31 protein-coding genes, 1 tRNA gene and 2 pseudogenes are annotated in these 26149 nt (G+C 56.0%); 10 read left to right on the forward strand and 24 right to left on the reverse strand.

The genetic code is table 11. The annotated features are described in order from the left end of the window. Window positions 1-43: 43 nt before the first annotated feature. From AQ1_RS05420 to AQ1_RS05430, 3 genes are read right to left on the reverse strand one after another with little or no spacing between them, the layout of a single operon-like run. Complete coding sequence (locus tag AQ1_RS05420; protein ID WP_081837101.1) at window positions 44-1102, reverse strand: alpha-ketoacid dehydrogenase subunit beta; 1059 nt, start codon at window positions 1100-1102, stop codon at window positions 44-46. After that, complete coding sequence (locus AQ1_RS05425; RefSeq protein ID WP_042084971.1) at window positions 1087-2061, reverse strand: thiamine pyrophosphate-dependent dehydrogenase E1 component subunit alpha; 975 nt, start codon at window positions 2059-2061, stop codon at window positions 1087-1089. Before AQ1_RS05425 ends, AQ1_RS05420 begins: the two co-directional genes overlap by 16 nt. Continuing rightward, on the reverse strand, window positions 2062-2823 hold the full coding sequence (locus tag AQ1_RS05430) for an SDR family NAD(P)-dependent oxidoreductase (RefSeq protein WP_042084972.1): 762 nt from the start codon (window positions 2821-2823) through the stop codon (window positions 2062-2064). 260 nt (window positions 2824-3083) lie between these two features. On the opposite strand from AQ1_RS05430, the gene AQ1_RS05440 reads away from it, so the two are divergent. From AQ1_RS05440 to AQ1_RS05455, 4 genes are all read left to right on the forward strand, one after another. Beyond that, complete coding sequence (locus AQ1_RS05440; RefSeq protein ID WP_042084975.1) at window positions 3084-4286, forward strand: pyridoxal phosphate-dependent aminotransferase; 1203 nt, start codon at window positions 3084-3086, stop codon at window positions 4284-4286. 46 nt (window positions 4287-4332) lie between these two features. Then, window positions 4333-5226: a LysR family transcriptional regulator gene (locus AQ1_RS05445; RefSeq protein WP_042084977.1), complete on the forward strand. Its 894-nt coding sequence runs from the start codon at window positions 4333-4335 to the stop codon at window positions 5224-5226. Window positions 5227-5598: 372 nt separating this feature from the next. Then, window positions 5599-6420: a pyrroline-5-carboxylate reductase gene (gene proC / locus AQ1_RS05450; RefSeq protein WP_042084978.1), complete on the forward strand. Its 822-nt coding sequence runs from the start codon at window positions 5599-5601 to the stop codon at window positions 6418-6420. Window positions 6421-6541: 121 nt separating this feature from the next. Then, window positions 6542-7264 (forward strand): TetR/AcrR family transcriptional regulator, encoded by a 723-nt coding sequence (locus AQ1_RS05455; protein WP_042084979.1) that lies wholly within the window; start codon window positions 6542-6544, stop codon window positions 7262-7264. Between the two features lie 8 nt (window positions 7265-7272). Here AQ1_RS05455 and AQ1_RS05460 read toward each other — a convergent pair whose 3' ends face one another. The 7 genes from AQ1_RS05460 to AQ1_RS05490 form a co-directional block, all read right to left on the reverse strand. After that, window positions 7273-7761 carry a MarR family winged helix-turn-helix transcriptional regulator gene (locus tag AQ1_RS05460; RefSeq protein ID WP_042084982.1) on the reverse strand — a complete coding sequence of 163 codons (489 nt, stop codon included), beginning with the start codon at window positions 7759-7761 and terminating at the stop codon, window positions 7273-7275. 4 nt (window positions 7762-7765) lie between these two features. Beyond that, window positions 7766-8296 (reverse strand): molybdenum cofactor biosynthesis protein MoaE, encoded by a 531-nt coding sequence (locus AQ1_RS05465; protein ID WP_042084984.1) that lies wholly within the window; start codon window positions 8294-8296, stop codon window positions 7766-7768. 2 nt (window positions 8297-8298) lie between these two features. Beyond that, window positions 8299-8553: a molybdopterin converting factor subunit 1 gene (gene moaD, locus AQ1_RS05470; protein ID WP_042084986.1), complete on the reverse strand. Its 255-nt coding sequence runs from the start codon at window positions 8551-8553 to the stop codon at window positions 8299-8301. After that, the gene (gene pgsA / locus AQ1_RS05475; RefSeq protein WP_042084987.1) at window positions 8550-9134 is read right to left on the reverse strand and encodes a CDP-diacylglycerol--glycerol-3-phosphate 3-phosphatidyltransferase; all 585 of its coding nucleotides are present in this window, start codon (window positions 9132-9134) and stop codon (window positions 8550-8552) included. The genes moaD and pgsA overlap by 4 nt, the downstream gene beginning before the upstream one ends. A 65-nt stretch (window positions 9135-9199) precedes the next feature. After that, window positions 9200-9868, reverse strand: a complete 669-nt coding sequence (locus AQ1_RS05480; RefSeq protein WP_313980907.1) for a protein-methionine-sulfoxide reductase heme-binding subunit MsrQ — start codon at window positions 9866-9868, stop codon at window positions 9200-9202. A gap of 17 nt (window positions 9869-9885) precedes the next feature. Continuing rightward, window positions 9886-10857, reverse strand: a complete 972-nt coding sequence (msrP, locus tag AQ1_RS05485; protein WP_042085120.1) for a protein-methionine-sulfoxide reductase catalytic subunit MsrP — start codon at window positions 10855-10857, stop codon at window positions 9886-9888. A 131-nt stretch (window positions 10858-10988) separates the two neighbouring features. Then, the gene (locus AQ1_RS05490) at window positions 10989-11456 is read right to left on the reverse strand and encodes a Dps family protein (RefSeq protein WP_042084988.1); all 468 of its coding nucleotides are present in this window, start codon (window positions 11454-11456) and stop codon (window positions 10989-10991) included. Window positions 11457-11743: 287 nt separating this feature from the next. On the opposite strand from AQ1_RS05490, the gene AQ1_RS05495 reads away from it, so the two are divergent. The 4 genes from AQ1_RS05495 to AQ1_RS05510 all read left to right on the forward strand — a co-directional run bounded on the left by AQ1_RS05495 (window position 11744) and on the right by AQ1_RS05510 (window position 14107). Beyond that, the gene (locus AQ1_RS05495; RefSeq protein WP_313980911.1) at window positions 11744-12310 is read left to right on the forward strand and encodes a YqgE/AlgH family protein; all 567 of its coding nucleotides are present in this window, start codon (window positions 11744-11746) and stop codon (window positions 12308-12310) included. A gap of 36 nt (window positions 12311-12346) precedes the next feature. Then, window positions 12347-12838 (forward strand): tRNA (cytidine(34)-2'-O)-methyltransferase, encoded by a 492-nt coding sequence (locus AQ1_RS05500; RefSeq protein ID WP_081837102.1) that lies wholly within the window; start codon window positions 12347-12349, stop codon window positions 12836-12838. A gap of 12 nt (window positions 12839-12850) precedes the next feature. Next, complete coding sequence (gene hemF / locus AQ1_RS05505; protein WP_042084992.1) at window positions 12851-13756, forward strand: oxygen-dependent coproporphyrinogen oxidase; 906 nt, start codon at window positions 12851-12853, stop codon at window positions 13754-13756. 276 nt (window positions 13757-14032) lie between these two features. Continuing rightward, window positions 14033-14107: transfer RNA gene (locus AQ1_RS05510), tRNA-Val, on the forward strand. A gap of 358 nt (window positions 14108-14465) precedes the next feature. On the opposite strand, the gene AQ1_RS14840 is transcribed toward AQ1_RS05510, so the two are convergent. The 13 genes and pseudogenes from AQ1_RS14840 to AQ1_RS05565 form a co-directional block, all read right to left on the reverse strand. Further along, a complete protein-coding gene (locus AQ1_RS14840) occupies window positions 14466-14570 on the reverse strand; it encodes a DUF2474 family protein (protein ID WP_081837103.1) in 105 nt (34 codons plus the stop codon). Beyond that, window positions 14570-15568, reverse strand: a complete 999-nt coding sequence (gene cydB, locus AQ1_RS05515) for a cytochrome d ubiquinol oxidase subunit II (protein ID WP_042084995.1) — start codon at window positions 15566-15568, stop codon at window positions 14570-14572. The genes AQ1_RS14840 and cydB overlap by 1 nt, the downstream gene beginning before the upstream one ends. Beyond that, complete coding sequence (locus tag AQ1_RS05520) at window positions 15565-16971, reverse strand: cytochrome ubiquinol oxidase subunit I (RefSeq protein WP_042084997.1); 1407 nt, start codon at window positions 16969-16971, stop codon at window positions 15565-15567. Before AQ1_RS05520 ends, cydB begins: the two co-directional genes overlap by 4 nt. Further along, window positions 16971-17747, reverse strand: coding sequence for a Tll0287-like domain-containing protein (locus AQ1_RS05525; RefSeq protein WP_052371012.1), 777 nt, complete (start codon window positions 17745-17747; stop codon window positions 16971-16973). Before AQ1_RS05525 ends, AQ1_RS05520 begins: the two co-directional genes overlap by 1 nt. Next, on the reverse strand, window positions 17748-17873 hold the full coding sequence (locus tag AQ1_RS15425) for a hypothetical protein (protein ID WP_313980918.1): 126 nt from the start codon (window positions 17871-17873) through the stop codon (window positions 17748-17750). Window positions 17874-17905: 32 nt separating this feature from the next. Next, window positions 17906-18535, reverse strand: a complete 630-nt coding sequence (locus AQ1_RS05530; RefSeq protein WP_042085000.1) for a peroxiredoxin — start codon at window positions 18533-18535, stop codon at window positions 17906-17908. A gap of 141 nt (window positions 18536-18676) precedes the next feature. Then, window positions 18677-20446: a SulP family inorganic anion transporter gene (locus tag AQ1_RS05535; protein WP_042085002.1), complete on the reverse strand. Its 1770-nt coding sequence runs from the start codon at window positions 20444-20446 to the stop codon at window positions 18677-18679. A gap of 36 nt (window positions 20447-20482) precedes the next feature. Then, window positions 20483-20743, reverse strand: a pseudogene (locus tag AQ1_RS05540) (transposase); the annotation flags it as partial. A gap of 129 nt (window positions 20744-20872) precedes the next feature. Continuing rightward, window positions 20873-21232 (reverse strand): hypothetical protein, encoded by a 360-nt coding sequence (locus AQ1_RS05545; protein WP_042085006.1) that lies wholly within the window; start codon window positions 21230-21232, stop codon window positions 20873-20875. Between the two features lie 204 nt (window positions 21233-21436). After that, window positions 21437-21847 carry a DUF6691 family protein gene (locus AQ1_RS05550; RefSeq protein ID WP_042085008.1) on the reverse strand — a complete coding sequence of 137 codons (411 nt, stop codon included), beginning with the start codon at window positions 21845-21847 and terminating at the stop codon, window positions 21437-21439. Further along, complete coding sequence (locus AQ1_RS05555) at window positions 21848-22051, reverse strand: YgaP family membrane protein (RefSeq protein ID WP_042085009.1); 204 nt, start codon at window positions 22049-22051, stop codon at window positions 21848-21850. It lies immediately after the preceding gene. 22 nt (window positions 22052-22073) lie between these two features. Next, window positions 22074-22520 carry a YeeE/YedE family protein gene (locus tag AQ1_RS05560; protein WP_042085012.1) on the reverse strand — a complete coding sequence of 149 codons (447 nt, stop codon included), beginning with the start codon at window positions 22518-22520 and terminating at the stop codon, window positions 22074-22076. After that, window positions 22517-23434 carry an MBL fold metallo-hydrolase gene (locus AQ1_RS05565; RefSeq protein WP_042085015.1) on the reverse strand — a complete coding sequence of 306 codons (918 nt, stop codon included), beginning with the start codon at window positions 23432-23434 and terminating at the stop codon, window positions 22517-22519. Before AQ1_RS05565 ends, AQ1_RS05560 begins: the two co-directional genes overlap by 4 nt. A 106-nt stretch (window positions 23435-23540) precedes the next feature. Between AQ1_RS05565 and AQ1_RS05570 the strand changes: the two genes are divergently transcribed. Both AQ1_RS05570 and AQ1_RS05575 read left to right on the forward strand, forming a co-directional pair. After that, window positions 23541-24170 (forward strand): peroxiredoxin, encoded by a 630-nt coding sequence (locus tag AQ1_RS05570; RefSeq protein ID WP_042085018.1) that lies wholly within the window; start codon window positions 23541-23543, stop codon window positions 24168-24170. Further along, window positions 24167-24562 carry an ArsR/SmtB family transcription factor gene (locus AQ1_RS05575; RefSeq protein WP_042085021.1) on the forward strand — a complete coding sequence of 132 codons (396 nt, stop codon included), beginning with the start codon at window positions 24167-24169 and terminating at the stop codon, window positions 24560-24562. The genes AQ1_RS05570 and AQ1_RS05575 overlap by 4 nt, the downstream gene beginning before the upstream one ends. Window positions 24563-24771: 209 nt before the next feature. Here the strand turns inward: AQ1_RS05575 and AQ1_RS05580 are convergent. Continuing rightward, window positions 24772-25460, reverse strand: a pseudogene (locus AQ1_RS05580) (amino acid permease); the annotation flags it as partial. Window positions 25461-26149 lie beyond the last annotated feature (689 nt).

Here is a 26149-nt window from a genome sequence, read left to right on the forward strand (position 1 = left end):
ATCTGTGGTGCACGATCTGCGATATGAGGGGAGCAGATTGTTTTTATGGCTCCCCGGCGCTGGGGCGGGCTTTTCCGGCTGCCCCCGCATAAGGGTCAGTGTCACCCAAAAAGGGGCCTTTGCCAAGGGGCCAATCCTTGAGATCATGGGCGGCCTTGACGATCCGATCCACCGAGGGCAGCCAGGCATCTTCAAGGCTGGCGGCAAAAGGGATCGGCGCATGGGGCGGGGTGATCAGATGGATGGGGGCTTTCAGCGCGTTGAACGCCCGGCTGGCCACAAGGGCGGCGATATCGGCGGCCAGACCGCAGCGCGCCGCCCCTTCATCCACCACCATCAGCCGCCCGGTTTTCTCAACGGATTGCAAAATGGCAGTGCGGTCCAGGGGTTCGCTGCACCGGGGATCGATAAGATCGACCGAAAGACCTCGTTCTTCAAGGATCATCGCCGCTTTTTGTGCCAATCCCACCATCCGTGAAAAGGCAATGATGCTGAGATCATCACCCGCCCGCAGCCGCCGCGCCGTGCCAAGGGGGATGGGGCGGATCGGTAAAGCCACATCGGCCGCATCGGCATAAAGCATTTTATGTTCGAAAAAAATGACCGGATCGGGATCGCGAATGGCGGCCAGCAACAGCCCACCGGCTTCATCGGGGGACGCGGGGAGGACGCATTTCAGCCCGGCGATAGAGGTGAACAGCCCATGCAGGGATTGGCTATGCTGTGCGGCGGCCCGTTCCCCCGCGCCGATGGTGGTGCGGATCACGAGCGGCAGGCTGGCCTGCCCCCCGGTCATATAGCGCAGCTTGGCCGCCTGATTAAGGATCTGATCAAGGCAAACGCCTGCGAAATCGCAAAACATCAATTCCACCACCGGCCGCAGCCCGGTCATCGCCGCGCCGATGGCGGCCCCGATGAAGGCGGTTTCAGAAATCGGCATGTCGATCACCCGATCCGGGCCAAAGCGCTCATAAAGCCCCGCTGTCACCCCCATCACCGAAGGGCGCACATCTTCGCCCATGATGATGATGGATGGATCGCGGGCCATTTCTTCGGCCAGGGCCCGTTGCAGGGCTGTGGCGGTGGTCAGGCGCTCTTCCATGGCTTTTCCTCATCCCCTGTAGTGACATCGGCCAGCAGCGCTTCGGGGGGCGGCGGGGCATCGGCACGGGCGGCCATCGCTGCGGCCTTCATCTCGTTTTTTGCCTGTTGGCGGAGAGCGTCTAAATCCTGGGCGCTGATGCCATGATTTGCGCACAGATGATCATGAAAAAGAGAGAGGCAATCCGGCGGCTGATCCGCATGGCGATAGGCTTGATCATCCCCTTCATAATGGCCGCCAAGGCGTGGGGCGCGGGCAACGAGGGTGGCTGGCCCCTTGCCCGATCGGGCCGCCCGGATGGCATCGCCCGCGGCATGGTAAACCGCCAGCACATCGCAGCCATCCAGCCGAGCAGCGTGCATCCCAAAGGATGCGGCGCGGGCCGCCAGATCGGTGCAGCCGGTGACGGATCGGCTGGCGGTATATTCGCCATAATCATTATCTTCGATCACGAAAATCATCGGTAAGGCCATGGCCGCCGCCAGATTCATCGATTCAAACACCGCCCCCTGATTGGCCGCGCCATCGCCGATGAAGGCCATGCTCACCGTCCGCAGGCCACGGCTTTTGGCGCTAAGGGCCGCCCCCAAAGCCAGCGGCACATTGGCGCCCACGATCCCGTTTGATCCCAGATGCCCGCGCTTTAGATCCGCCAGATGCATCGAGCCGCCCTTGCCCCCGCACAGCCCCGTTTTGCGGCCCATGATTTCCGCCATCATCTGGTGGGGATCGCAGCCTTTGGCCAGGGCATGGCCATGGCCGCGATGGGTGCTGGCGATATGATCATCATCCCCCAGATGGGCGCACAGGCTGGTGGCGATGGCTTCCTGCCCATGATAAAGATGCAGATGCCCATCAATGCCACCCTGTCGGTTTTCAAGGATCAACTGATCTTCAAACGCCCTGATCCGAGCCATCATCCGCCATAAGGCCAGCAAGGTTGCGCGATCCATGGTCATCTAAAGCCTGATAGCGTGGCTAAAGCCGCGATCCACCAAAAGCGTGCTGCCGGTGATGGCCGCAGCCGCCGGGCTCGCCAGAAAAACCGCCGCCCTTGCCACTTCATCGGCGGTGGCCATGCCGCCCAAAAGGCAGCGGGCGTTAAAATGATTATAAAGTTCGGGCTGCTGTTGCTTTACCCGATGCCAATCGCCGCCCTCGAAATAAACCGGGCCGGGCGAGAGGACATTGACCCGAATGCCATGGGGTGCAACCGCCTCAGCCAAAAGCTTGCCATAGCTGGCAAGGGCCGCCTTCATCGGGCCATAGGCCCCGGGGCCAAAGGCTGTTTCGGCAGCGGCCACCGATCCGATCAGGATGATCGACGCTGCCGATGATCGGGCCAGCACCGGCAGCAGGGCTTCGGCCCCGCGGACGCTGTGCATCAGATCCCCTTCAAAATTTGCCTGCCAGGCCGCATCCCCCGATCCGGCATTGCCTGCCGATACATTGGGGATGAAAATATCAAGCCCGCCTTCGCGCGCGCCTTCCGCTTCGATCCAGGCCAGATAGGCTTTGGCATCGCGGATATCGAGGGCTGTGCCATGGGCCTTAACCCCTTTTTGCTGAAGGCTTTTGGTCATCGCCTCCACATCCTTTTGGGTGCGGGCGCAAAAGCTGATAGCAACCCCTTCATCGGCCAGATTGAGGGCGATGGCCCGCCCGATGCCGCGTGTGGCCCCGGTGATCAGGGCGCGCTTGCCGGTGAGTTTTAAATCCATGGCCTCTGGTCCTTTGTTTCGTTTATTTTACTGGCAATCACAGTGCGAACAGCATGATCCCTGCACATGTGAGAAAATGAGATGATTAAGCCCATATTTTGTTCAAAAATTACATAGATGATGCTGCAATGCCATATTGATTGCTTGTAACCGCCCGGATCAAACAGTAGTTTGCCTGAAGTTTGCAAGGGCGTAGCACAATCGCCCATCACGCTATGCGATCATATCCTTTTCTTCCCCTAGATAGATGAGCCAAATCCATGGATCTTTTGTCCCACAGCCTTGCCAAGGTCAAACCCTCACCCACCCTTGCCGTGACCGCGAAAGCCGCTGAACTGCGCGCACAGGGGCGCGATGTGATCGGTCTTGGTGCCGGTGAGCCGGATTTCGATACCCCCGACCCCATCAAAGAAGCGGCCATTGCCGCGATCCGTGCGGGCGATACCAAATACACCAAGGCTGATGGTACACCGGCCCTGAAAGCGGCGGTGATCGATAAATTCAAGCGGGAAAACGGTTTGGATTACAAGCCCGATCAGATCATCGTTTCCTGTGGCGGCAAGCATGTCATCATCAATGCCCTGATGGCCACCCTTAATCCCGGTGATGAGGTTCTGATCCCCCGGCCTTATTGGGTGTCTTATCCCGATATGGTGCTGATTGCCGGTGGCACCCCGCGCTTTATCGACAGCAGCCTTGAAACCGGCTTTAAAATCACCCCTGAAAGTCTGGAAGCGGCGATCACGCCCCAGACCAAATGGCTGATTTTCAACAGCCCGTCCAATCCATCGGGGGCTGCTTACAGTCGCGCCGAATTAAAGGCGCTGGCGGCTGTCTTGTTGCGTCACCCCGATGTGCTGGTGCTCTCGGATGATATGTATGAGCATATCGTTTATGATGGCTTTGAATTTACCACCATGGCCGAGGTCGAGCCGGCGCTTTATGAGCGGGTGCTGACCATGAATGGCGTTTCCAAAGCCTATGCCATGACCGGCTGGCGGATCGGTTATGCCGGTGGACCGACCCGGATCGTGAAAACCATGGCCAAGCTGCAAAGCCAGACCACATCCAACCCCTGTTCGATCAGCCAGGCGGCGGCGGTGGCAGCGCTCAATGGGCCGCAGGATTTCATCGCCAAACGCGCCCGCGCCTTTCAGGAACGCCGCGATCTGGTGGTCAGGCTTTTGAATGAGGCGGAGGGGATCAGCTGCCCGCTGCCCGATGGGGCTTTTTATGTGTATCCTTCCATTGCCGGGTTGATCGGCAAATCCACGCCGGATGGCAAGCGGATCGAAACAGATCTCGATTTTTCAACCTATTTGCTGGAGCAGGAAAGTGTGGCGGCGGTGCATGGTGAGGCTTTTGGCCTGTCGCCGCATTTTCGGGTTTCTTATGCCACCAGCAGCGATATTCTGCGCGAAGCCTGCACCAGAATTCAGCGGGCCTGCGCGTCTTTACGCTGAAAGCCAGATTTTGCCAGACAAGCTTTGGCGATAAAAGGGGACGGCAATGGATTGGGACAGACTGCGAATCTTTCACACCGTTGCCGAAGCCGGAAGCTTCACCACGGCTGCCCGCAAGCTCAATCTGAGCCAATCGGCAGCCAGCCGACAAATCCGGACGCTTGAGGAGTCCCTCAATGTCACCCTGTTCAATCGCCATGCCCGTGGTTTGGTGATGACCCAGGAAGGTGAGCAGCTTTATCAGGCCGCCTGCGAGGTGATGCAAAAGCTGGAGGCGGTTGAACAATCCCTGCTCGATGCCAAAGGATCGCCGCGGGGCCGCCTTGTGGTCACCACGATGATCAGCTTCGGGGCCTTGTGGCTCACCCCCCATATGCGGGAATTTGTCCGGCGCTATCCCGATATCGATCTGCAGATCAATCTGTCGGATGATGATCTCGATCTGGCCCGGCGGGAAGCCGATGTGGCGATTCGCTTTCATGCCCCGCATCAGGCGGAATTGATCCAGCGCCCCTTGGTGAAGGTGCATCATCATATCTATGCTTCAAAAGACTATATCGCCCGCAAGGGGATTCCCCAAACCCCTCAGGATCTTGATGATCATGATATCATCATCTATGGGCCCACCACCCCTTTGGCGATCAAGGATATCAATTGGACCCTGACTTTGGGGGCCAATGGAAAAACCCGTCGTCCGGTGCTTCAGATCAATAATACCTATGCGGTTTTGCGGGCCATTGTGGCCGGGATCGGGCTTGCCGCCATCCCCGATTATCTGGTGACCGGGGAGCACAGCCTCGTGCGGGTGCTGCCCGATATCGAAGGCCCGGCTTTTGAAACCTATTTCGTTTATTCCCGCGAATTGAAGGGCTCGAAAAGGGTAGGGCTGTTCCGCGATTTCCTGATCGAACAGGTGCGCGGCGATGCCAGCATTATGTGAATGTGGGGGGTTTTGCCCATAAGCCATGCGTGAAATGCATAGCTGCCGCGCGTTCCATCCGCCTTTACGCTGCACCTGCGAAATCCTATATCCCTCTGAGCGCTGCATTGCAGCAAAGTTTTGAGACTGCCTCGCCCCTGAGACGTGGTCTCTCTGGCCTTCATGGCCAAAAAGCTTTGATGTACCGCGCCGCCGAAAAGGGCTCCTCCCCCCTTATTATGCCTTTTCGGCACCTGTCTCTCCCATAAGACGAAGAGCGGACCCTTCATGGGTCCGCTTTTTTCTTTTACAAGCCTGCCCATTGGCCATGGGTTCATGCTATGGGCAGGGGATGAAACGATAGGATATGAAAAGTCTTTCAGGAGGATTGCAATGGATTTATCGCAGATGTTTCAGCCGCAAAAGCCGCTTTTGCTGATTGGCTGTGGCCGGATGGGAACGGCGATGGCGCGGGGGTGGCTTGATGCCGGTTTGGCGCGCGATGCTCTGGCAATCATTGATCCTGCGGGGGTGCCCGATGTTTTAAAAGGGGCCGCCCATTATGCATCGGTAGAGGCGATCCCCGATGAAATCAAGCCGGAAGCCATTATTCTGGCGGTGAAGCCCTATATGATGGCGGATGTGGTGGCGGCTTTAACGCCCAAGGCTGCGGCTGATCCCCTGGTGATTTCGGTGGCTGCGGGGATCAGGCTCAAGCTGATGTCGGATGTTTTTAAAAGTGCGGTGCGGGTGATGCCCAATACCCCGGCGGCGATTGGCAAGGGCATGATGGTGGCGGTGGCGGCCCGCGCTGTGTCCTATGAAAAGAAAGAGCTGACCACCGCCCTGATGGCGGCGGCGGGCGCGGTTTTATGGGTGGAGGATGAGGTCCTGATGGATGCGGTGACCGGTGTTTCTGGCAGTGGTCCGGCTTATATTTTTGCCCTGACCGAAGCCATGGCCGCTGCCGGGATGGCCAATGGCCTGTCGCGCGATGTGGCGGAAAAACTGGCGCGCCAAACCGTGATCGGGGCGGCGCATCTGATGGAAAAAACCCCTGATATGTCGGCTGCCCAATTGCGCGAACAGGTGACAAGCCCGGGCGGCACAACGGCGGCGGCGCTGGATGTTTTGCGCGCGGATGATGGATTTGGCCCGCTTCTGGAACGGGCCGTGCGTGCTGCGGCCGATCGATCAAAAGAATTGGCTGAATGAAACTGGCAGAATGAAAAAACCGTATCATATGGCAGTGGATCGGTGATTTTGATGGCATCTGATCCGTCTTTGTTTCTATAAAACCATCTGAATTCAGCACGACAAGAAAAAGGACAAGGCCATGGCAGAGCGGAACACCACAGATCAAACGCCCACGATCCGCGATAAGGTGATCGATGCGGCTTTGATGGCGGTGACTGATTGTGGCTGGCGCCGAACCCATATTGATGATGTGATCGAGGCGGCCGGGGTGAGTGAGGCTTTGTTTTACCGCGAATTTGATGGCCTTGTTTCGGTGATGGTGGCAGCATCGCGGCAATTGAATGCCGCCATGGCCGATGCCGTAGCTGATTTTGAAGAGGAGGACAGCACCCGGGAAAAGCTTTTCGCCCTGATCATGGCCCGCTTCGATGCGGCCATGCCATGGCGGGCGGCGATTGTTGATCTGGCCCGATCCGCGCCCACCGATCCGGTTCTGGCGGCCGCTGCCGGGCAGGCTTTGATGACCATGGCCTCGCGCGCGCTCAGCCTGGCCGGGATCACGGTGAGCGGGCCCTTGGGCTTTGCCCGGGTCAATGCGTTCATGCTGTCGGTGATATTGCCAGCGGCGCGGATCTGGCTGAAAGATGAGAGCGCTGATCTGTCTAAAACCATGACCGGGCTGAATGATCTGTTGGAACGCGCAGAATGGGTTGCCAGCCGGTCCGGGCCCTTATCCGGATTATCGGGTTCTGCCGCAGACGATGCCAAAAATTCGGCAACCCCTGTGTCACCCAAAGCTCTGGTGGGTGCGGAAGCCGGATCAAAAAACCAATCAGGATCGCGCGTCGATCAAGGCCGCTGATCGATCACTCACTCATGGCTGATGGGATCTTCACCGGCCAGAGCTGTCAGCACATCCCAAAAGCCCCCCACCGCCACCGGGCCCGCCCGGCGATAGGCATTGGCCATGCGTTCGCGAATGGCATTGAACAAGGCACTTTCAAGGGCCAGTCCGCTTTCGGTCAGCGCCACAAGACGCAGCCGCCGATCCCGCCCCGCTGGGCGCGTGGTGATAAGATTTTGCGCATTCAAATCCCGGATGATGCGGGCAAGGCTTTGTTTGCGCACCCTTAAAAGATGCTGCAGATCGGTTAGCGAAAGCTCGCGATTGCGGGCGATCATCAGCAAGGCCCGATAATGGGCCCGCCCCAGCCCCTTGGCGGCCAAAACCCCATCAATGGCATCCCCCAAAGCCGCATAAGATCGCATGATCAGCTCGGCCCCGCGCTTTAATTCATCCTCGCGCAGAAAGAGGCTGGGAATATGGCTGCTGCGGGGGACGGGGGGCGTTTGGCTCATGGATTTACTGTTCTGATCGGGGCTTATTGGGCTGGTGAACGGGCGTCTCCCAGGATCGGGCGGCCTCCAGATCGCTGTCTTTTTGGGCCACCCAGTGCTGTTCTTGCCCCAGATCCTCCTTTTTCCAGAAGGGCGCTTTGGTTTTTAGCCAATCCATGATGAAATCGGCAGCGGCAAATGCGGCTTTCCGATGGCGGGCTGCGGTGATCACCAGAACGATTTCATCATCGGGCAAAAGCCTTCCATGGCGATGGATGATGGTGCAGCCAGCCAGCGAAAAGCGCGTGATGGCGTCATTGGCAATGGCCTTGATCTGGCGTTCAGTCATTGCCGGATAATGTTCGAGATAAAGGCTTTTGAGGGGGGTGCCATGATCAAGATCGCGCACCAGCCCGGTAAAGCTCAATAAAGCCCCGATCCCGCTGCTTTTCTCGCCGTCCTTCTCGGGGCTGCTGCGGCATGCCGTGCGCAGAGCCGAGAGTTCATCAGCGATGTTGAACGCTTCGCTTTGCAGTCGCACGATTGAGGGCGCCATCCTTATCCTCCGGTAATCGGTGGGAAGATCGCCAGTTCATCCCCCTCGCGGATCGGGCTTTCGAGGGTTGCATGATCAAGATTGATGGCAAAACGCAAGGCCGAAGGATCGGCCAGAACCCTATGATGGCCGGGGCTTTGACCCTTGAGCCAGTGGATGATATCGGCCAGAGATGTGCAATCGGCGGGCGGTGCGATCGTCTCGCTTTCGCAGCCGATCCCTTCGCGGACCCAGGCAAAATAAACACAGGTGATCATGGCGTTGCAGGCGGTTTTGTATCGCTATTGCGGATATGGGCCAGGCCCGCGCGCACATAATCATAGCCGGTGATCATGGTGAGCAGGGCGGCGATCCACAGCCCGATGAGGCCCACCTCCTGCGCGGGCAGGCCAATCTCAGCGCCCCCCTCGGTCCATGTCAGGGCCCCAAGGGCTACCATCTGCACGGTGGTTTTCCATTTCGCCAGTTTCGTTACGGGCATGGAAACGCTCAATTCCGCAAGATATTCCCGCAAGCCAGAGACCAAAATTTCGCGCAATAAGATGATCACGGCGGCGATCACATGAAGGCCGGCCACCCAATGTTCAGACACCAGCAAAAGGATCACCGCGCCCACCATCAGCTTATCGGCGATGGGATCGAGAAACCGCCCGATGGGGCTGACCAGATCCAGCTTGCGGGCGAGCATGCCATCGAAATAATCGGTGATCCCGGCCAGGGTGAAGACAATGAACGCCACCCAGCTTCCCAAGGGTTGATCCATATAAAAGGCAACAACCAAAACAGGAATGGCCACAATGCGCGACAAGGTGAGTATATTGGGAAGATGTGCGATCATTTTTGTTGTACGCCGCTTATTCTTGGGAAGGAACAGGCTTAAAGTGGAGCCTTCTGAAGGGCGGGTCAACTGCGGGCTTGCGCTTTATCACGCTTTATTGTGATGTCTTGCGCGATTGGCTTCATCGTGCGCCTTTTGATCCTTGGCCAAAGCCGCCAAAGCCTGATGAGCAAAAGGCCTGTGATGATGGCCGCATAGATTTTTGGCTCAAGCTGATTGCCCTTGGCCATATAAAGATAATGCAGGGCGGCAAGGATGCCAGCCAGATAGACCAGGCGGTGCAATTGTTTCCAGCGGCGGGCTTTCAAACGTTTGATCCAGCCCTTGGTCGAGGTGAGAGCAAGGGGGATGAGGCATAAAAAAGCCCCAAGCCCGAACAGGATATAAAGCCGTTTTTTGATATCCTCCCAAAAGGCATCCATATCGCCTAGAAGATCGAGCCCCAGATAGCTGGAAAGATGCAGGCTGGCATAGAAAAATGCGAACAGACCCAGCATCCGCCGGATTTGGATGGGCCATGTGAGGCGAAACATCAGCGCAACCGGGCCAAGGGCCAGAGCCACGATCAGCGCACGCAAGGCCCAAATTCCGCTGAAACGATTCGAAGCTTCCTGTGGGTTGAAGCCCAGATCATGGGGCGCGTCCATGGCATAAAAGCCCCATTGCCCCAGCAGCCATAAAGCGGGCAGGGAAAACAGCCCAAAAATCAGAATCTTGAAGAGTTTCACGGTCACCAAAAGGCATTGTTTGATCAGAAATTTCGGCGCAAATTCATGCCCGTATAAAGCGATGCCACCTGATCGGCATAGCCATTGAACATCAGGGTATCACGGCGGCGAAAGTCTCCGATCCGGCGTTCGGTGGCCTGGCTCCATCGGGGATGGGGCACATCGGGGTTTACATTGGAATAAAAGCCATATTCCGAAGGGGCCGATTGGTTCCAGGATGTTTTCGGCTGCTTTTCCACAAAGCGGATGGCGACGATGGATTTGATCGATTTGAAGCCGTATTTCCACGGCACCACAAGCCGCAGGGGCGCCCCATTCTGATTGGGCAGTGGCGCATCATAAAGCCCGGTGGCCATCAGGGTCAGGGGGTGCATGGCTTCATCGATCCGCAGCCCCTCCACATAGGGCCAATCCAGCACCGGATAAGCGAGGCCGGGCATCATTTTGGGATCGGCCAGGGTTTCAAATTGCACATAGCGGGCTTTGGATGTGGGCCCTAAGGGGCTGAGGATCTTGTGCAGCGGCACCCCGATCCAGGGGATGACCATCGACCAGGCTTCCACACAGCGCAGGCGATAAATTCGTTCTTCCAGATCGCTCATGGGGACCAGATCGGCCAGATCATAAAGTCCGGGGCGTTCGCAGGCGCCTTCCACCAAAACCGACCATGGCGCGGTGATCATCTGCCCGGCATAGCGGGCCGGATCGCCCTTGTCGGTGCCGAATTCATAGAAATTATTATAAGATGTCACCGCTTCATGCGCGGTCAGTTCTTCACTGCTGGAAAGCCCCTGATTGCGCGGGGCCTGTTGATAGGGATCAAAACGGGCGGATTGATCGGGGGATTGGGCATGGCTTTTTGGGGCATGCAAGCTGCCCGCAAGGATCGCCCCCGCCCCCAGCATGGATAAAAAAGCCCGGCGATTGCGGTAAAGCGCCAAAGGCGTAATATCGGATGCCCGCAGATCTGTGGGGGCGCGATGACGAATGACCATGGACCCTGCCTTTGAAAAACCGCTTTGGATGATCAGCATGACACAGACAGCCATCATAGAAAACGGCCAGCCTATCAAAAGATACGCCAGCCGGTTTTCATTGGTTCAGTCGATGCTTGATCCCCTGTGGATCAGGCAATCAGGCTGCGAAGCATCCAGGCCTGTTTTTCATGATCGGCCAAACGATCCGAAATGAGGGCAACGGTCGATTCATCATGGGCTTTGCTCGCGGTTTCCAGCAGATGCCGGGCCGAGCGGATCACCGTTTCATGGCTTTTGACCAGATCGGCGAGCATGGCTTCGGCATCGAGGGTTTCGTCGCCGTCCTTGATGCTTGTTGCCTTGGCGTAAGCAGCAAAGCTGCCCGGGGCCTTTTCACCCAATGTGCGGATACGCTCGGCAATATCATCAACAGCGGCGGCCAAAGCCAGATATTGCTGTTCTGTCAATTCATGCACGGCTTTGAAAAGCGGGCCGGTGACATTCCAGTGATAATTATGTGTTTTCAGATAAAGAGCATAGCTATCGGCCAGAAATCCTTTCAATTCCTTGGTGACAGCTTTCATTTCATCTTTATCAAGGCCAATATTGATCGCCATATAAAATCCCCTTTTCTAGAGATGGGCTAAGAACACTTTATCAGATAGGGAGGCATCACGGGCTGACAAGGGGTTTTTAATAAAATAACAAAGAGAAGTTCAGAGCTTTCAATTCCTTACTAAGGATGCGTGTCAATTATTCCCCTCCTTTTGTTTCTTTGCTTTCTGGCCCAGAAAAAACGTCAAGGCCCTTGCCGTTGGGTCAAAAAAAACCGAAACTATGGTGCAGGCCATGAAAGACAAGAGCAAGCTGGTAAAGGGCCATCTGTGTTGAAGGCAATCGCATCGTGAAGGATCGGGGCAATTATCTGCAAGGTCAGCTTTTGTTGGCCATGCCGGGAATGGCGGATACCCGCTTTGAACGGGCGGTGATTTATCTGTGCTCGCATTCCGATGAAGGGGCGATGGGCCTGGTGATCAATGATGATATGCCGGGTTTGAGCTTTGCTGAATTGCTTGATCAGCTTGATATCGAAACCCAGGGAACGGTGGCGGATATTCCCATCATTGCCGGTGGCCCGGTGGAAACCGGGCGCGGCTTTGTGCTGCATAGCACGGATTTCATTCAGGAAAGCACGCTGGTGGTGAGCGAAACCATTGCGCTCACCGCAACCGTGGATATTTTAAAGGCCATGGCCGAAGGCACGGGGCCGCGCCATCATATTCTGGCTTTGGGCTATGCTGGCTGGTCTCCCGGTCAGTTGGAGCTGGAAATCCAGAATAATGGCTGGATGATCTGCCCCGCCGATGAAGAACTGATTTTTAAAACCGAAATCGATGATATGTGGCCCCGGGCCATGCAGATGATCGGGGTGGATGTTTCGATGCTGTCGTCTTTTTCCGGCCATGCCTGATTATTGTATTCACATCAGCGGGGGTGGGCTGTCTTTGTGGATATAGCCTTGTTTCAGCCAGATATTCCGCAAAATACCGGCACCATTCTCAGGATGGGGGCTTGTCTTGATGTTGCGGTGCATATCATCGAACCGGCAGGCTTTCCCTTTTCAATCAAGGCACTGCGGCGTTCCGGCATGGATTATGTGGATCATGTGCAGATCCATCGCCATGCGGATTGGGTTGCTTTTGAACAGTGGCGTCAGGCGGCGGGGCGGCGGGCCATTCTGCTGACCACCAAAGCATCGCGCCCCTATACCGATTTGATCTATCGCAAGGACGATATTCTGATTTGCGGGCAGGAAAGCAAAGGTGCGCCTCAGTTCGTGCATCAATCCTGTGCGGATCGGGTTTTGATCCCTTTGCAGGCGAAAATGCGATCGCTCAATGTGGCGATTGCAGCGTCGATGGTTTTGGGCGAGGCGCTGCGGCAAACCGATGGATTTCCCGCTTTGCCTGATGGGGCTGCCGGGGAACACAGGCTGTGATGGGATCATGACATGACCGGTATTTTTGAAGCGAACGGGATAGAGCTGGATATGATGGACGATCAAAAAACACGGGCGGCCACTTGGTTTGAAAGCCTGCGCGATCAGATTTGCGGGGCGTTCGAGCATTTGGAAGAAACCCATAGCGGACCTCATGCCGATTGGCCGGCGGGCCATTTCGAGCGCACGGCCTGGAAACGCGAAGGCAATGGAGATGAGGCCGGAACCGATAGCGGTGGCGGTGAAATGTCGATCATGCGCGGCCGGGTGTTTGAAAAGGTGGGGGTCAATATCTCGCAAGTCTATGGCCGCTTCGATGCGCCCTTCAATCAGCAGATCCCCGGTGCGGCCGAAGATCCGCGTTTTTGGGCGGCGGGGATTTCGTTGGTGGCGCATATGCACTCCCCTTTTGTTCCGGCCGTGCATATGAATACTCGGATGATTGTGACCACCCAATCATGGTTTGGTGGCGGGGCCGATCTCACCCCGGCTTTCCCCGATCACAAAGATACTGCGGATTTTCACGGGGCTTTAAAGGCGGCCTGTGATGATCATGATGCAAGCTATTATCCGCGCTACCAGAAATGGTGCGATGAGTATTTCTATTTGCCCCATCGGCAGGAAACGCGCGGTGTGGGGGGCATTTTCTATGATCAGCTGGCCAGCGATGATTGGGAGGATGATTTTGCCTTTACCCGCGATGTGGGGCGGGCCTTTTTGGATATTTATCCCAAAATCGTTGATCGCCATATGAACAAAAGCTGGACCGATGAAGACCGCGACCGGCTGATGATCAAGCGCGGGCGCTATGCGGAATTTAATCTTCTTTATGATCGGGGGACCAAATTCGGTCTGCAAACGGGCGGCAATATCGAGGCGATTTTGATGTCCCTGCCGCCGGTCGCGAAATGGCCTTAAGGGCGGTTGCGGTCCCAAATTCTCTGGCGCTATCCCGGGCCGCGCTAAAAAATCATTCCATGCAGGAACCAACAAAACAGTTGCCGCCTCGGGGAATGGAATGACAGGGGGGAGAGGGCCGTCAGCGTGTCTGGAAAAGTAAAACGGTGGCGCTTCAAAAGGAAAATGGGGATAGATGAGAAAAAGCACTTGCCCCCCATAGCGCCGCTCGTTTATACGAACCTTCCCTTGAGCCGCACCACCCACCCGGCTCAGCGCGGCATTCGGCTGCATTATGGGCGCGTAGCTCAGTGGGAGAGCACTACGTTGACATCGTAGGGGTCGCAAGTTCAATCCTTGCCGCGCCCACCATTTTCTAAGAATAAAAACAACAGGTTATTCCTTCTTTTTATCGGGAATGATGTGGATATCTGAACTCTCTCGGGTGCAACTCGGGTGCAAAGGCAGCTTCGACGCTGCGGAGACCTCATTGAGAAAGTCGCTTAATGCTGGCGTCACCGTTCCGAGATTGGGTGGCCGCGCAGACGGACTATGAGGCTTGGCAGAAACGCGATCTTGGCAACCGCCGCACTCCTTAATATCGGGGCCACTAGCTTGCCTTTTAAGCGCTATTTCTTCGCCGGTTCGCGATGAAGGGCCTCTCTATGAGGACAATTCAGATTTTGCAAGCAAACCAGAGGCTTTGCCCTCCCGGGGGCTCTGGTTAGCGTCATTGCAATAGCCATCGGATCAGATAAGCAACAACCCCGAGGGCCAAAACACTGGCCAGCCAGATGCCGCCGAACCAGATCAGTTTGCGAAGGCCTTTACGCATCAATGATAGCCGTCCTTTCCTACTTTACCCCGGAACACCCAATAAGACCATGCGGTATAGGCAAGGATGATCGGCACCATGATTGAAGCGCCAACCAGCATGAAAACCTGGCTGCGATGCGGTGCAGCGGCTTCCCAGATTGTCACACGTGTCGGAATGACATCGGGCCAGATCGAAATGCCAAGCCCCAGAAGGCAAAGACCGAACAAAGCGAGCGCCCAGAGAAAAGGCTGAATGTCTTTCCTCAGGCGAAGACTGCGATAGAACAGCCAGGTCGCAATCACTGTTAGCAAGGGCACCTGCGCCGTTGCCAGAACACCGGGAAAATCGAGCCAGCGTGCGTGATAGCGCTGTTCCAGCGTCAGCGTCACAAGACTGATCGCGCCGATAAGCAGTAAAAGCGCAATCCCCAGCCGCCCGGCATAGATCACGGCCTGTCGTTGCAAATTCCCTTCGGTTTTCCAGTTGAGCCAACATGCTCCCAGCAGGCTGTATCCGACGACCAAACCGAAACCGGTCAGCACACTGAACGGCGACAACCATTCCCACCAGCCACCTGCATAGGCTCGATTTTCAACTGAAATACCCTGCAAAAGAGCGCCGAGCGCCAGCCCTTGCGCGAATGTCGCAATGAACGAACCGGCCGTAAAGGCGAAATCCCAAAATGCCCGATGTCCCGGGTCGCGCCAACGAAACTCAAAGGCCACGCCGCGAAAAACAAGCCCGAGCAACATCGCGATCATCGGCGCATAAAGCGCAGGAAGAATAATGGCATAGGCAAGGGGAAAGGCCGCGAGCAACCCACCTACGCCCATGACAAGCCAGGTCTCATTGCCGTCCCAAACGGGGGCGATGCTGTTCATCGCCCTATCGCGGTCCTCGCCAATCTCGAAGAAGGGAAACAAGATGCCGATGCCGAGATCAAATCCATCCATCACGACATAGGCGATAATGGCAAAGCCGATGATGGCGGCCCAGATCATGGTCAGGTCGATCATTTTGTGCCTCCTTCCAGAATGGCTGGCGCGAGCGTAATCCCGGCGCTGCGGATGGGGGTGCCATCAAGCGTCGTTTCATGGGCCTCTGGCGGCTTCTTCATCAGGCGCAGGAGATACCAGATGCCCATGCCGAACACCGCGAAATAGACGAGAACAAAGGCAAGCAGCGAGGCGGCAATCGCCGGGGCATCAAGTGGCGATGCGCTATCCACCGTGCGCATGACCCCGTAAATCGTAAAAGGCTGTCGCCCGACCTCGGTCACGACCCATCCTGAGAGCACCGCGATCAATCCGGATGGTCCCATCATGACCGCAAATTTATGCAGCAGGGGCCAATCATAAAGCCGTCTTCTCCAACGCGCAATCAAACTCCAAAGTCCTGTGCCCAGCATGAGAAAACCGATCCCGACCATGATCCGAAAGGACCAGAAGACGATGCCAACCGGCGGCTCGTCAGCGTCGGGGATCGTATCGAGGCCAGCCAGCGGAGCATCAAGATCATGCTTCAAGATAAGCGATGATGCTTTGGGAATTTCGATGGCATAATCGATACGGCGTTCGGCGCTATTGGGAATTCCGAACAAAATCAGGGGTGCGCCATTGGGATGGCTGTCATAATGCCCCTCCATCGCCATCACCTTGGCGGGCTGATGTTCCAACGTATTGAGGCCGTGAAAATCACCGGCAATAATCTGCAATGGCGCAACGATTGTAGCCATCCACATCGCCATAGAGAACATTTTACGGGCACCGGCATTTTGACGGTCCTTCAACAGATGCCACGCACCCACAGCGCCGACGATGAACGCTGTGGTGAGATAGGCTGCGAGCAGGGTATGGACGAGTCGATAAGGAAAGCTTGGATTGAAGATGATCGTCCACCAACTGTCGCCGGGCATGAATTGCCCGTTGGCTGCAATTTCATAGCCAACCGGCGTCTGCATCCAGCTATTGACCGACAAGATCCAGAAGGCTGAGATAAATGTGCCTACGGCAACCGCTAGTGTTGCAGTGAAATGTAGCTTGCGGCCGACCTTGTTGATGCCAAACAGCATGACCCCAAGAAATCCTGCCTCCAGAAAGAATGCGGTGAGCACTTCATAGGCCATGAGCGGACCGATGACCGGCCCTGCCTTGTCTGAAAAGACCGACCAATTAGTGCCAAACTGGTACGACATGACGATACCGGAGACGACACCCATCGCGAAGACGATGGCAAAAATCTTGAGCCAATAGCGAAAGAGATTGGCGTACACACCTTTTCCTGTCTTGAGCCACAAACCTTCCAGCACAGCGAGATAGCTGGCGAGGCCAATCGTAAAAGCCGGAAAAATGAAGTGAAAGCTGACCGTGAAGGCAAACTGTACCCGTGCAAGCAGTATGGCCCATTCCTGTTCAATCATCACTTTTCTCCTGGTGCCTTACGCGGCAATGCAATCAGCATTGCGCCCCTCAATTCGCCCGCACGAAAGCCGGTTGCCTGATCGTCGGGATATCTCTCGTCAATGGCAGCGCGAACGTCCGGTTTAATCTCCGTGCCATGACACGCCGCGCAGGGTTGATCCTTCATGATGATCGCGCGCATGGTGTAGTGAGTAGCCGCATCACCGCGCCTGTCGACCCAATTGTCAAGTGCGGGATTGCCGTCAGCGTCTGTCGGCTTTGCGGCCAGCGCCATCAGTCGTTCGCGCAATTCGCCGATTGTTTCAGCGCCCGGATTGCGAGGGCGCAGTGAAATACGGCGTAGCGTTGCACCTGTTTCGGCGGAAATTTGCTCGGCAATCGCCGGGGCGGCTTCGGCACAGACCGCAATAGCATTGGTGGGGCCGCCATTTTGCAATGCCCGCCCCAATTTACTTTGCAATCGAGATTGAAACTCGTCGGCAATCGCGATCGAACGCTGAATATCGGCGTCGCTGGGCTGCGGCGCATCGCATCCTGCCACGGCCAGCGATGCCACTAATAACACCAAGCGTTTTTTGCCGATGAGCCTCATGTCCACCTCCTGTTTTCGAGCGCATAGCGCCTTGGTCCGCAGACCCAAATGAGCAGTAATGTTCCCAATATGGCGATATTTTGTGCATAACTGTCCAACCCGTGTCATGTCCTGCACCAGTTGAATGACGATGGTTATCGGCGCCAATATGATAAACAGAATCAGCGCGGACGCACATGTCATTCAACCCATGGTCAGTGACAATCCAGCAAACACAAATGCGATGGTCGAACACCACAGCAAAACCGTCGGATCGCCAATCATATAGAGCGCGTCGGACCAGGGCGACTGAGCGATTTCAGCAAGCATTGCGCCCCCCTCTTCACGGTTTAGTCTACCTATCAGCCGATCTTGGTTGTGCGCAGATAGGGGCGATGCGTGGTGAAGCCTTGCGGGAACAGGCCTGCTGCCTCGTCGTCATTGATCGACGTAGGAATGATCACTTCCTTTCCGGGCTTCCAATCCGCAGGCGTTGCGATACGGTGCTTATCACTTGTTTGCAGCGCGTCGATCACTCGCAATATCTCATCAAAATTGCGGCCTACGCTCATCGGATAGGTCATGGTCAGACGGATGCGCTTGGCCGGATCAATGATGAAGACCGCACGGACTGCGGCAGTCTCGCTCTGTTCGGGGTGGATCATGTCATAGGTCCGCGCAATCGACAGATCCGCATCGGCGAGTATCGGGAACCGAAGGTCGGTGTTCTGGGTGTCGTTTACATCTTCGATCCACTTGCGATGTTCTTCTGCCGTGTCCGTGGATAGACCGAGTGGCTTGACGTTGCGTTTGTCAAACTCAGCGGAAAGCTGAGCTGTGCGGCCCATTTCTGTTGTGCAGACCGGGGTAAAATCGGCCGGGTGGCTGAACAGAAACACCCAGGCATCACCTGCCCAGTCGTGAAAGCTGATCTGGCCGTTCTGGGTGTCTGCGATGAAATCGGGGGCGATGTCGCCAATATGGAGTGTCATGATGAATTCTTTCGTGTTGTTGACCTAGGCTTTATAGCCCAAGTCGTGTCGATAGTCGAATTGAATTAATCAATATCTGTAATCGAGTAATTGATTTCTCCAATGCTCGATCGGACATCATGACCATGATCATTGCGATGGTCAGATAAGGCCACGGGCCAGCCACAGGTCTTCCTGCTTGTTTGGCTCGTCCAGATCATTGGCCAGAATCATGAGGGCCGAGAAAGCCTCATTCTGCGAAAGCCATATTTTGCCCGTCAGATCATGGATCAGATGCGATCGCTCCAGCGCATCCATGACCGGGCCTTTCACCTCGGACAGGTGCAACTGGATGCCACCATCTGTCAGCCGATGATTGATCGCCTCGACACTTTCCAGCGCCGAAGCGTCAATGGCGTTCACAGCCGAACACATCAGGATCAGATGGCGAAGATCGGGCTGATCGGCCACCTGCTCCAGCACAAACGTCTCCAGCCAGCGCGCATTGAGATAAGTCAGGCTCTCGTCAATCCGAATGGTTAGAATGCGCGGATCTGTTAGCACATTGTGCCGCTTAACATTACGGAAATGCTCGGTTTTTGGCACGCGGCCAACGATCGCGGCATGAGGACGGGACGACCGCCACAAAAACATCGCCAGCGAAAGTCCGACCCCTGCCATCACCCCCGATTCGACCCCGGCCAGCAGGGTGACCAGAACAGTCGTTGCCATCGCTGCGAAATCGGGCTTGGAATAGGTCCAGATGGCACGCGGGGTCTTGAAATCCACAAGGCTCAGGACCGCCACGATAATCGTAGCGGCCAGCGTAGCAATCGGCAGCGAGGCGAGCAGCGGGGTGAGAAACAAGGCGGCAACCGCAATCCCGACAGCGGTATAGGCCCCGGCGGCAGGCGTTTGGGCACCGGCATCGAAATTGACCACCGAACGAGCAAAGCCACCCGTCACCGGATAGCCGCCGGTGAAACTGGCAGCGATATTGGCCGAACCCAGCCCGATCAATTCCTGATCGGGATCGATTCGCTGGCGTTTTTTGGCGGCCAGCGTCTGCGCAACAGAGACGCTTTCGACAAAGCCGATGACCGAGAGAAGCAAGGCGGGCACCGCAAGTTGTCGCCATAAATCCGCATCGAACAGCGGCAGGGTAAAGGGTGGCAGGCTTTGCGGAATGGTACCGACCACTTTTACGCCCGCCGCCTCAAGATCGAACAGTACCACGGCCATGGTTGAGAGGGCGACCGCAGCAATCGGCCCGGCTTTCGCCGTCAGATCCGCAGCCCTTGGATTGAGGCCAAGGCGGATGAGCAGTGGCTTCAGGCCTTTGCGCACCCAGAACAGAAATGCGATCGCCGTTCCCCCAATGATCGATGTGGGAAGATTGGTATCAGCCAGATTGGCAAATAACGTGCGAAGCAACTCGGGCATGGCCTCGCCACTGCCTGAAATGCCGAGAATTGACTTGAACTGGCTCGTGGCGATGATCAGGCCCGATGCTGTAATAAAGCCTGAAACAACCGGATGCGATAGCAGATTGGCCAGAAAACCGAGCCGCAGCACGCCCATGATGAGAAGGATCGCGCCCGATAAAAAGGCAAGGACCAGAGCGGCGGCAATGAACTGGGCGCTGCCCGGCGGCGCAATGGCGCTTGCCGCGGTCAGGGTCATCAGCGAGACAACCGCCACCGGGCCGACCGCCAGCGCCCGGCTGGTGCCGAATATGGCATAGGCAATGATCGGCAGGATCGATGCGTAGAGCCCGACTTCGGGCGGTAGCCCGGCCAGCATGGCATAAGCCAGGCTTTGCGGGATCAGCATGATCGTCACGATGGCAGCAGCAACCAGATCATTGGTCAGCGTGGTGCTATTATACGCGCGCCCCCAGATAAGGATCGGAAGATAACGCCCCAAGGACATGAATCAGGCCTCGATCATATGCGGTTTCACCATCCACTCGCGCACCCCGTCACGGGTGACGCCCAAGGCCATGTAAACCGCCTTGTTTTTCACCATCCGGCTATCGGCATCACGGATTTTAACCCGCAGAGCGTCAAAAATCACGATGGGATACATCCGCTCCAGCGCCAGGCTTTGCCAGTCCCGGACCTCGTCCAGCACGGCGTCGGTCACGCGACTGATCAGGTCGGGCGAGACCTGCAGCCCATAGACATCCTCAAGGTGGGCAGGGATGTCACGCACTGTCAATCCCGTGGCAGGTCAGCAGGTCAGACGTCCGAACCGTGCGTTTGCGGACTTCTGGAAAATATTTGTTCTTTGTTATGTGCAGGATGCTCCCTCCTACTCATGAGTTGGAGCCTCCGGAAATCCCGGCGCGGTTCAGATCTATTGGGCCATGTCGTAGAGTTTCTCCTCAACAAGCATCTTATAAAGAAGAATTTTCGTTCCCTGCGTTTCGAATACCTTCGCAAAAATGACAGCCTTGGGCCGGTAGGAATATTGGTAGCCATAGGAATTGCAAGTTAGGTAGGTACCATCTGAGAACAATACTTTACGACCATACTCGCAGCCTTCAAAATCATCCTGACGATTGGCGTCACTATCGATGTATCCGCTGATGGTCTTGACTTTGAGAATATACCAACCTTCAAGGCGCTCGAACTCGTCAACGATATCCGCATGGGCTGCAACTGAGAATAGAGATGCGAGAGTGATTGTCGCGAATAATTGTTTAAATAATTTCAATTACTTTCCTCCCCAGCGTATTTCTTTCTTCAAATTACGCACGCGTTTACACTTCAAAGTGAGAAGTGGCTCCGTGGGCTGTGTGAGCGGGCAAAAATATGGGTACCCATTCGTGTAAGTTCGCGGTATTAGGCCGTAGACCTTAAACTTCATGGGTGAGATAGCCTAGTTGTTGTTTAGAGAGCACAAAGCCTATCAGCCGGTTCATTCAACGGTGATTTTGTGCAGTGCCATGCCGCCCAGCATTGCGCCGATAAAAATGGCAGCAGGCCCGGGGGCAATGGCCAGATCGGCCAGCGCCGGTCCGGGGCACAGGCCGCTTATCCCCCAGCCAACGCCAAAGAACAGCGCACCCAGAGCCAGCTTTTTATCAATCTGCCTTGTGCCGGGCAGATCGAATGCGCCTGCGGCCAGCGGCTTTTTCATGCCTTTGCGCAGCTTCCAAGCGATGGCCATCGGGATCAGGGCACCACCCATCACGAATGCCAAAGTGGGATCCCACGCCCCGAAAATATCGAGGAAGGCCTGCACCCGCGCCGGATCGGCCATGCCGGATATGGCCAGACCCGCGCCGAAAATCAGGCCGGATAACAAGGATAAGAGGAGGCCCATCATCTAATTCCGCGAGCAGGTGGATTGGCCAAGTAATCTGTAGAGCGGGCAGAAACTGACCAGGCTGGTGAGGAGAAACACCGCGACCACCACTGTCAGAACAACAGCCAGTGTCCCGGATATCACGCCGGAATAAACCAGGATGCCCAGCGCAATCGCCGCGATCAGGCGCAGGATGCGGTCTAAAGTTCCCATATTTTTCTTCATCGTCATTTTCCTTTTTAAAGACTTAACTCATGAATCCGAAAAGCCGCATCAGGCCCACCGTGGCAAATCCTGTGGCCATGAACAGAGCCGTCGCGACCATAGACCGTGGCGAAAGGCGCGATACGCCGCACACGCCATGGCCGCTGGTGCATCCCGATCCCAAACGCGTGCCAAAGCCCACCAACAGCCCACCGATAATCAGCGGCAGGGGGGACGCAGGGAAATGAACCTCTATCTCTGCATAAAAACGGTTGATCATCCATGCGCCCGCAGGCAGCCCAAGGATGAAGGCAATGGCCAGCGCGCGCGCCTTGCTGCTGCCAGCAATTCCGACCGACCGTGCAGCCAGGCCGCTCACCCCGGCGATGCGGCCAAGGCCCAGCAGCATGATGGCCCCGGCCAAACCGATCAGCAATCCGCCCAGCAATCCTTCGATGGGCATGGCATCGGGAAATCCGGGCAGGCTCATAATGCATTCACCGGGATTTTGAGATAGGTGACGCCATTGTCATCCGGCGGCGGCAGATGGCCTGCGCGCATATTGACCTGAACGGAGGGCAGGATCAGGCGCGGCATAGCGAGCGTGGCATCACGGGCTTCACGCATGGCCACGAATTCATCCTCGCTTACACCATCATGGATATGAAGATTTTCTTTGCGCTCTGCCTCGACGGTTGTTTCCCAAACGAATTCCGTCCGGCCCGATGGCAGATAATCATGGCACATGAACAAACGTGTTTCGGGCGGAAGCGATAAGATACGCCGCGCCGAGCGATAGAGCGTGCGGGCGTCACCACCGGGAAAATCGGCCCGTGCGGTGCCATAATCGGGCATGAACATCGTATCGCCGACGAACACGGCATCGCCGATCACATAAGCGATACAAGCGGGTGTGTGCCCGGGGACATGCAGCACCGTGACGCCAAGCGACCCGATCTGGAACTGGTCGCCGTCTTTCCAGAGTTGATCGAAATCCGAGCCGTCGCGTTGGAATTCGCTGCCTGCGTTAAATAATTTTCCAAAGACCTGTTGCACGCTGGTGATCTGCGCGCCGATAGCGATTTTACCCCCCAGTCTTTCTTGCAGATAGGGCGCTGCCGACAGATGATCCGCATGGGCGTGCGTTTCAAGCAACCAATCAACGCTCAGCCCCTTTTCCTCGACATAGGCGATAATCGCTTCTGCCGACGTGAAAGCGGTGCGACCCGAAGCCGAATCATAATCCAGCACGCTATCGATGATCGCAGCGTGATGGCTTTCGGGATCGTGGACGACATAGCTGACGGTATTGGTCGGCTGATCAAAAAAGGATTTAATGATGGGCACACCCGCTTTTGCGGCTGAAACCTGCTTGATGGCACTGGCAAGGGGGATGTCGCTCATGCAAAATTCCTTGAAATTCATAATTACATAAAATATGTAATCTAAAAGAAAGATTGCGTCAAGCCTGTATGAAAGGCATGGTCATAGACATGAGACAGCACAAGCCATGACAGACACACAAAACCCCGATCTAAACCGTGCCGTAAGGATTGGCGACCCCGCCCCGGATTTCATTGCCCGCTCGACCAAAGGCGAGGTGAAGCTCTCGTCCTACCGTGGTCGCTGGCTTATTTTCTTTTCACATCCGGCTGATTTTACGCCCGTTTGCACAACCGAATTTATCGGTTTGGCCAAGCGCCAGCCCGCATTCGATGAGTTGGATTGCGCACTTCTTGGGCTTTCGGTTGATAGCCTTTATGCGCATTTTGCCTGGGTTCGGGCGATCGAGGAACAGTTCGATATTTCCATTGATTTTCCAATTATCGAAGATCCCAGCATGGCGATTGGCTTTGCCTATGGCATGATCGATCACACAAGCGCTGATTCCATGGCCGTGCGTTCGGCTTATTTTATCGATCCGGAAGGGATCGTCCGCGCTGTCACCACATATCCGCATGATGTTGGGCGCTCGGTCGATGAGATGCTGCGGTTGATAACAGCACTGAAAGCGGTTGATGATGGCAAAGGATTTGCCCCCGAAGGCTGGCAGCCTGGCACCGCTCTTCTCGCACCACCGCCGGATGGCAGAAGGCCGCTTGATGAGGGGGCAGACTGGTTTTGCAAAATCCAGCCATGACCGCACTTTATGAAAATCGCGATCTGGCCGCCAGCGTTTCAGAAAAGCTGAAGGTTTATGCGCAGCCGCAACGTCTGATGATTCTCAGTTGCTTGTGGCGCGGCGAACGCACTGTGGCAGATATAGGCCAGGCGACCGGCATCGTTCAGCCTGCGCTGAGCCAGCAACTGGCAGAATTGCGCCGTGCTGACCTCGTGCAGACACGCAAGGAAGCCAAACAGGTCTGGTATCGATTGGCAGATGATGGCGTTGCTTTATGCGTTCAAACGATGGAAAAAATCTTTTGTGACGCGCCTGAGCATGTGATGCCCATGCCGCTTCTTGTCAGTGGGCAGGACAAACGACCGGTCAAAGGTGCTGCGCGTTTTGTGCGCATGATTATAAACCGATGATTTTTATATATCATTTCTGGCTCTGTGGGGTGCCATGAACGTGGTGTATCCAGTCTGGCCCTACTACTGGGCCAAAGGCATTCCGGAAAGCTTGGCCAAAGGCATTCGATCCTTGTGATCTCCCTTGCCACCTCTGTTGTGCTCGGCATTCTTGTTGGCGCTTATCCTGCCATCCGCGCGTCCCGTCTCATCCCGGTCGAGCCCCTTCATCATGATTGATCGTGATGCGCCTTATCGATCGGATGGTGTGACAGGAATATGCGCTCGAATAGGAAAACCAAGGCTATCCCGATCACCCCAAATACAAGGATCAATGGGTCGGTTTGCCACTTGATGGTCCCAAAGGCGCCAAGGACCACCGCATCAAATGCGATCGCCATGAGTAGAATCCAGCCCCGTGCCCCGATTTCCTGCCGTAGATACAGGAAGATGCCCAATGGATGACGATATCCATCACCAGATAAAAAAAGGCGCCGAGTGAAGCGATACGGCTGGGATCAAAGAAAATTGTCATGAAACCGGCGATCAAACCCGAAGCCGTGGCCACCAGCGCAAGCATCACCGTCAGATAAAAGCCGGTTTGGCCAAGGGCTGGCCTGGCAGCTTCGGCCAGCGCGTAATCCTTTGCCGCCACGATCCGATCCAACGGCAGGCTGGAGCCTACCGCAAAGGCAACCAGCAGATAAACCACAACACAAATCGCGATGGACAAGATGATGGCCCGGCCCACATTGCGGTGCGGGTTGGTGATTTCGGCGCTGCTGTTGGTGATGTTCGTAAATCCCTTGAAAGCAAGGATCGACAGCGCGACAGAGACCACGAACCCGGTTGCTACCGCATCTCCGCCGGTTGCTTTAAATGACAGGCCGCTGGCCCACAGGCCGGCCATGCCAAACAGTACCTCATGGCGATGCTTCGAAATATCGATGGCGACCAGCACGGTCGCAGCGTTAGGATGGTGGGCGGTCATGGCCGGTCTCCTCAGCGGGTGTGGTTCAGAAAAATCACTGTTGAGACCTGAGACCCGGTTATGGCCACCCGCTGCTCTATTTGAGGGCTGCGCGTGTGGCCATAACCTCAAAACAGCCCTTCTTCCCGACGTGCTATGGTCCAAAATTCAGGTGGCAGTGCAGCGGATTCTTCATGCTGTCGGTGGGCTGTTCCGGGTCGCAAGTCCAATCCTTGCCGCCGGAGGATATGACCACAATTGAACGGGAAATATTCTGGGCGACATATATCTCAACCTTGAGGCAGCACTCGGTTGCATCTCGGGTGCAAACTGCTGATGTTCTTGCTATGTACGAGCATTTCTTGACCGTCAGAGTGTTAATTTCTGCGAAATTCCGGATATATCCGTACGTTGACATCGTAGGGGTCGCAAGTTCAATCCTTGCCGCGCCCGCCATTTTTAAAGAATAAAAACAACAGGTTATCCTTCCTTTTTATAGGGGATGATGTGGATATTTGAACTCTCTCGGGTGCAAAGGCAGCTTCGCCACCGTCCGACACCGCACCGGCAGAACCAAGGGCTGCCTGAGCCGAAAGACTGGGCTGGCCATGGCCTTCCGCCTGATGATGTCAGCACAG

Source organism: Iodidimonas nitroreducens (assembly GCA_000710935.1).
Lineage (GTDB): Bacteria > Pseudomonadota > Alphaproteobacteria > Sphingomonadales > Rhodothalassiaceae > Iodidimonas > Iodidimonas nitroreducens.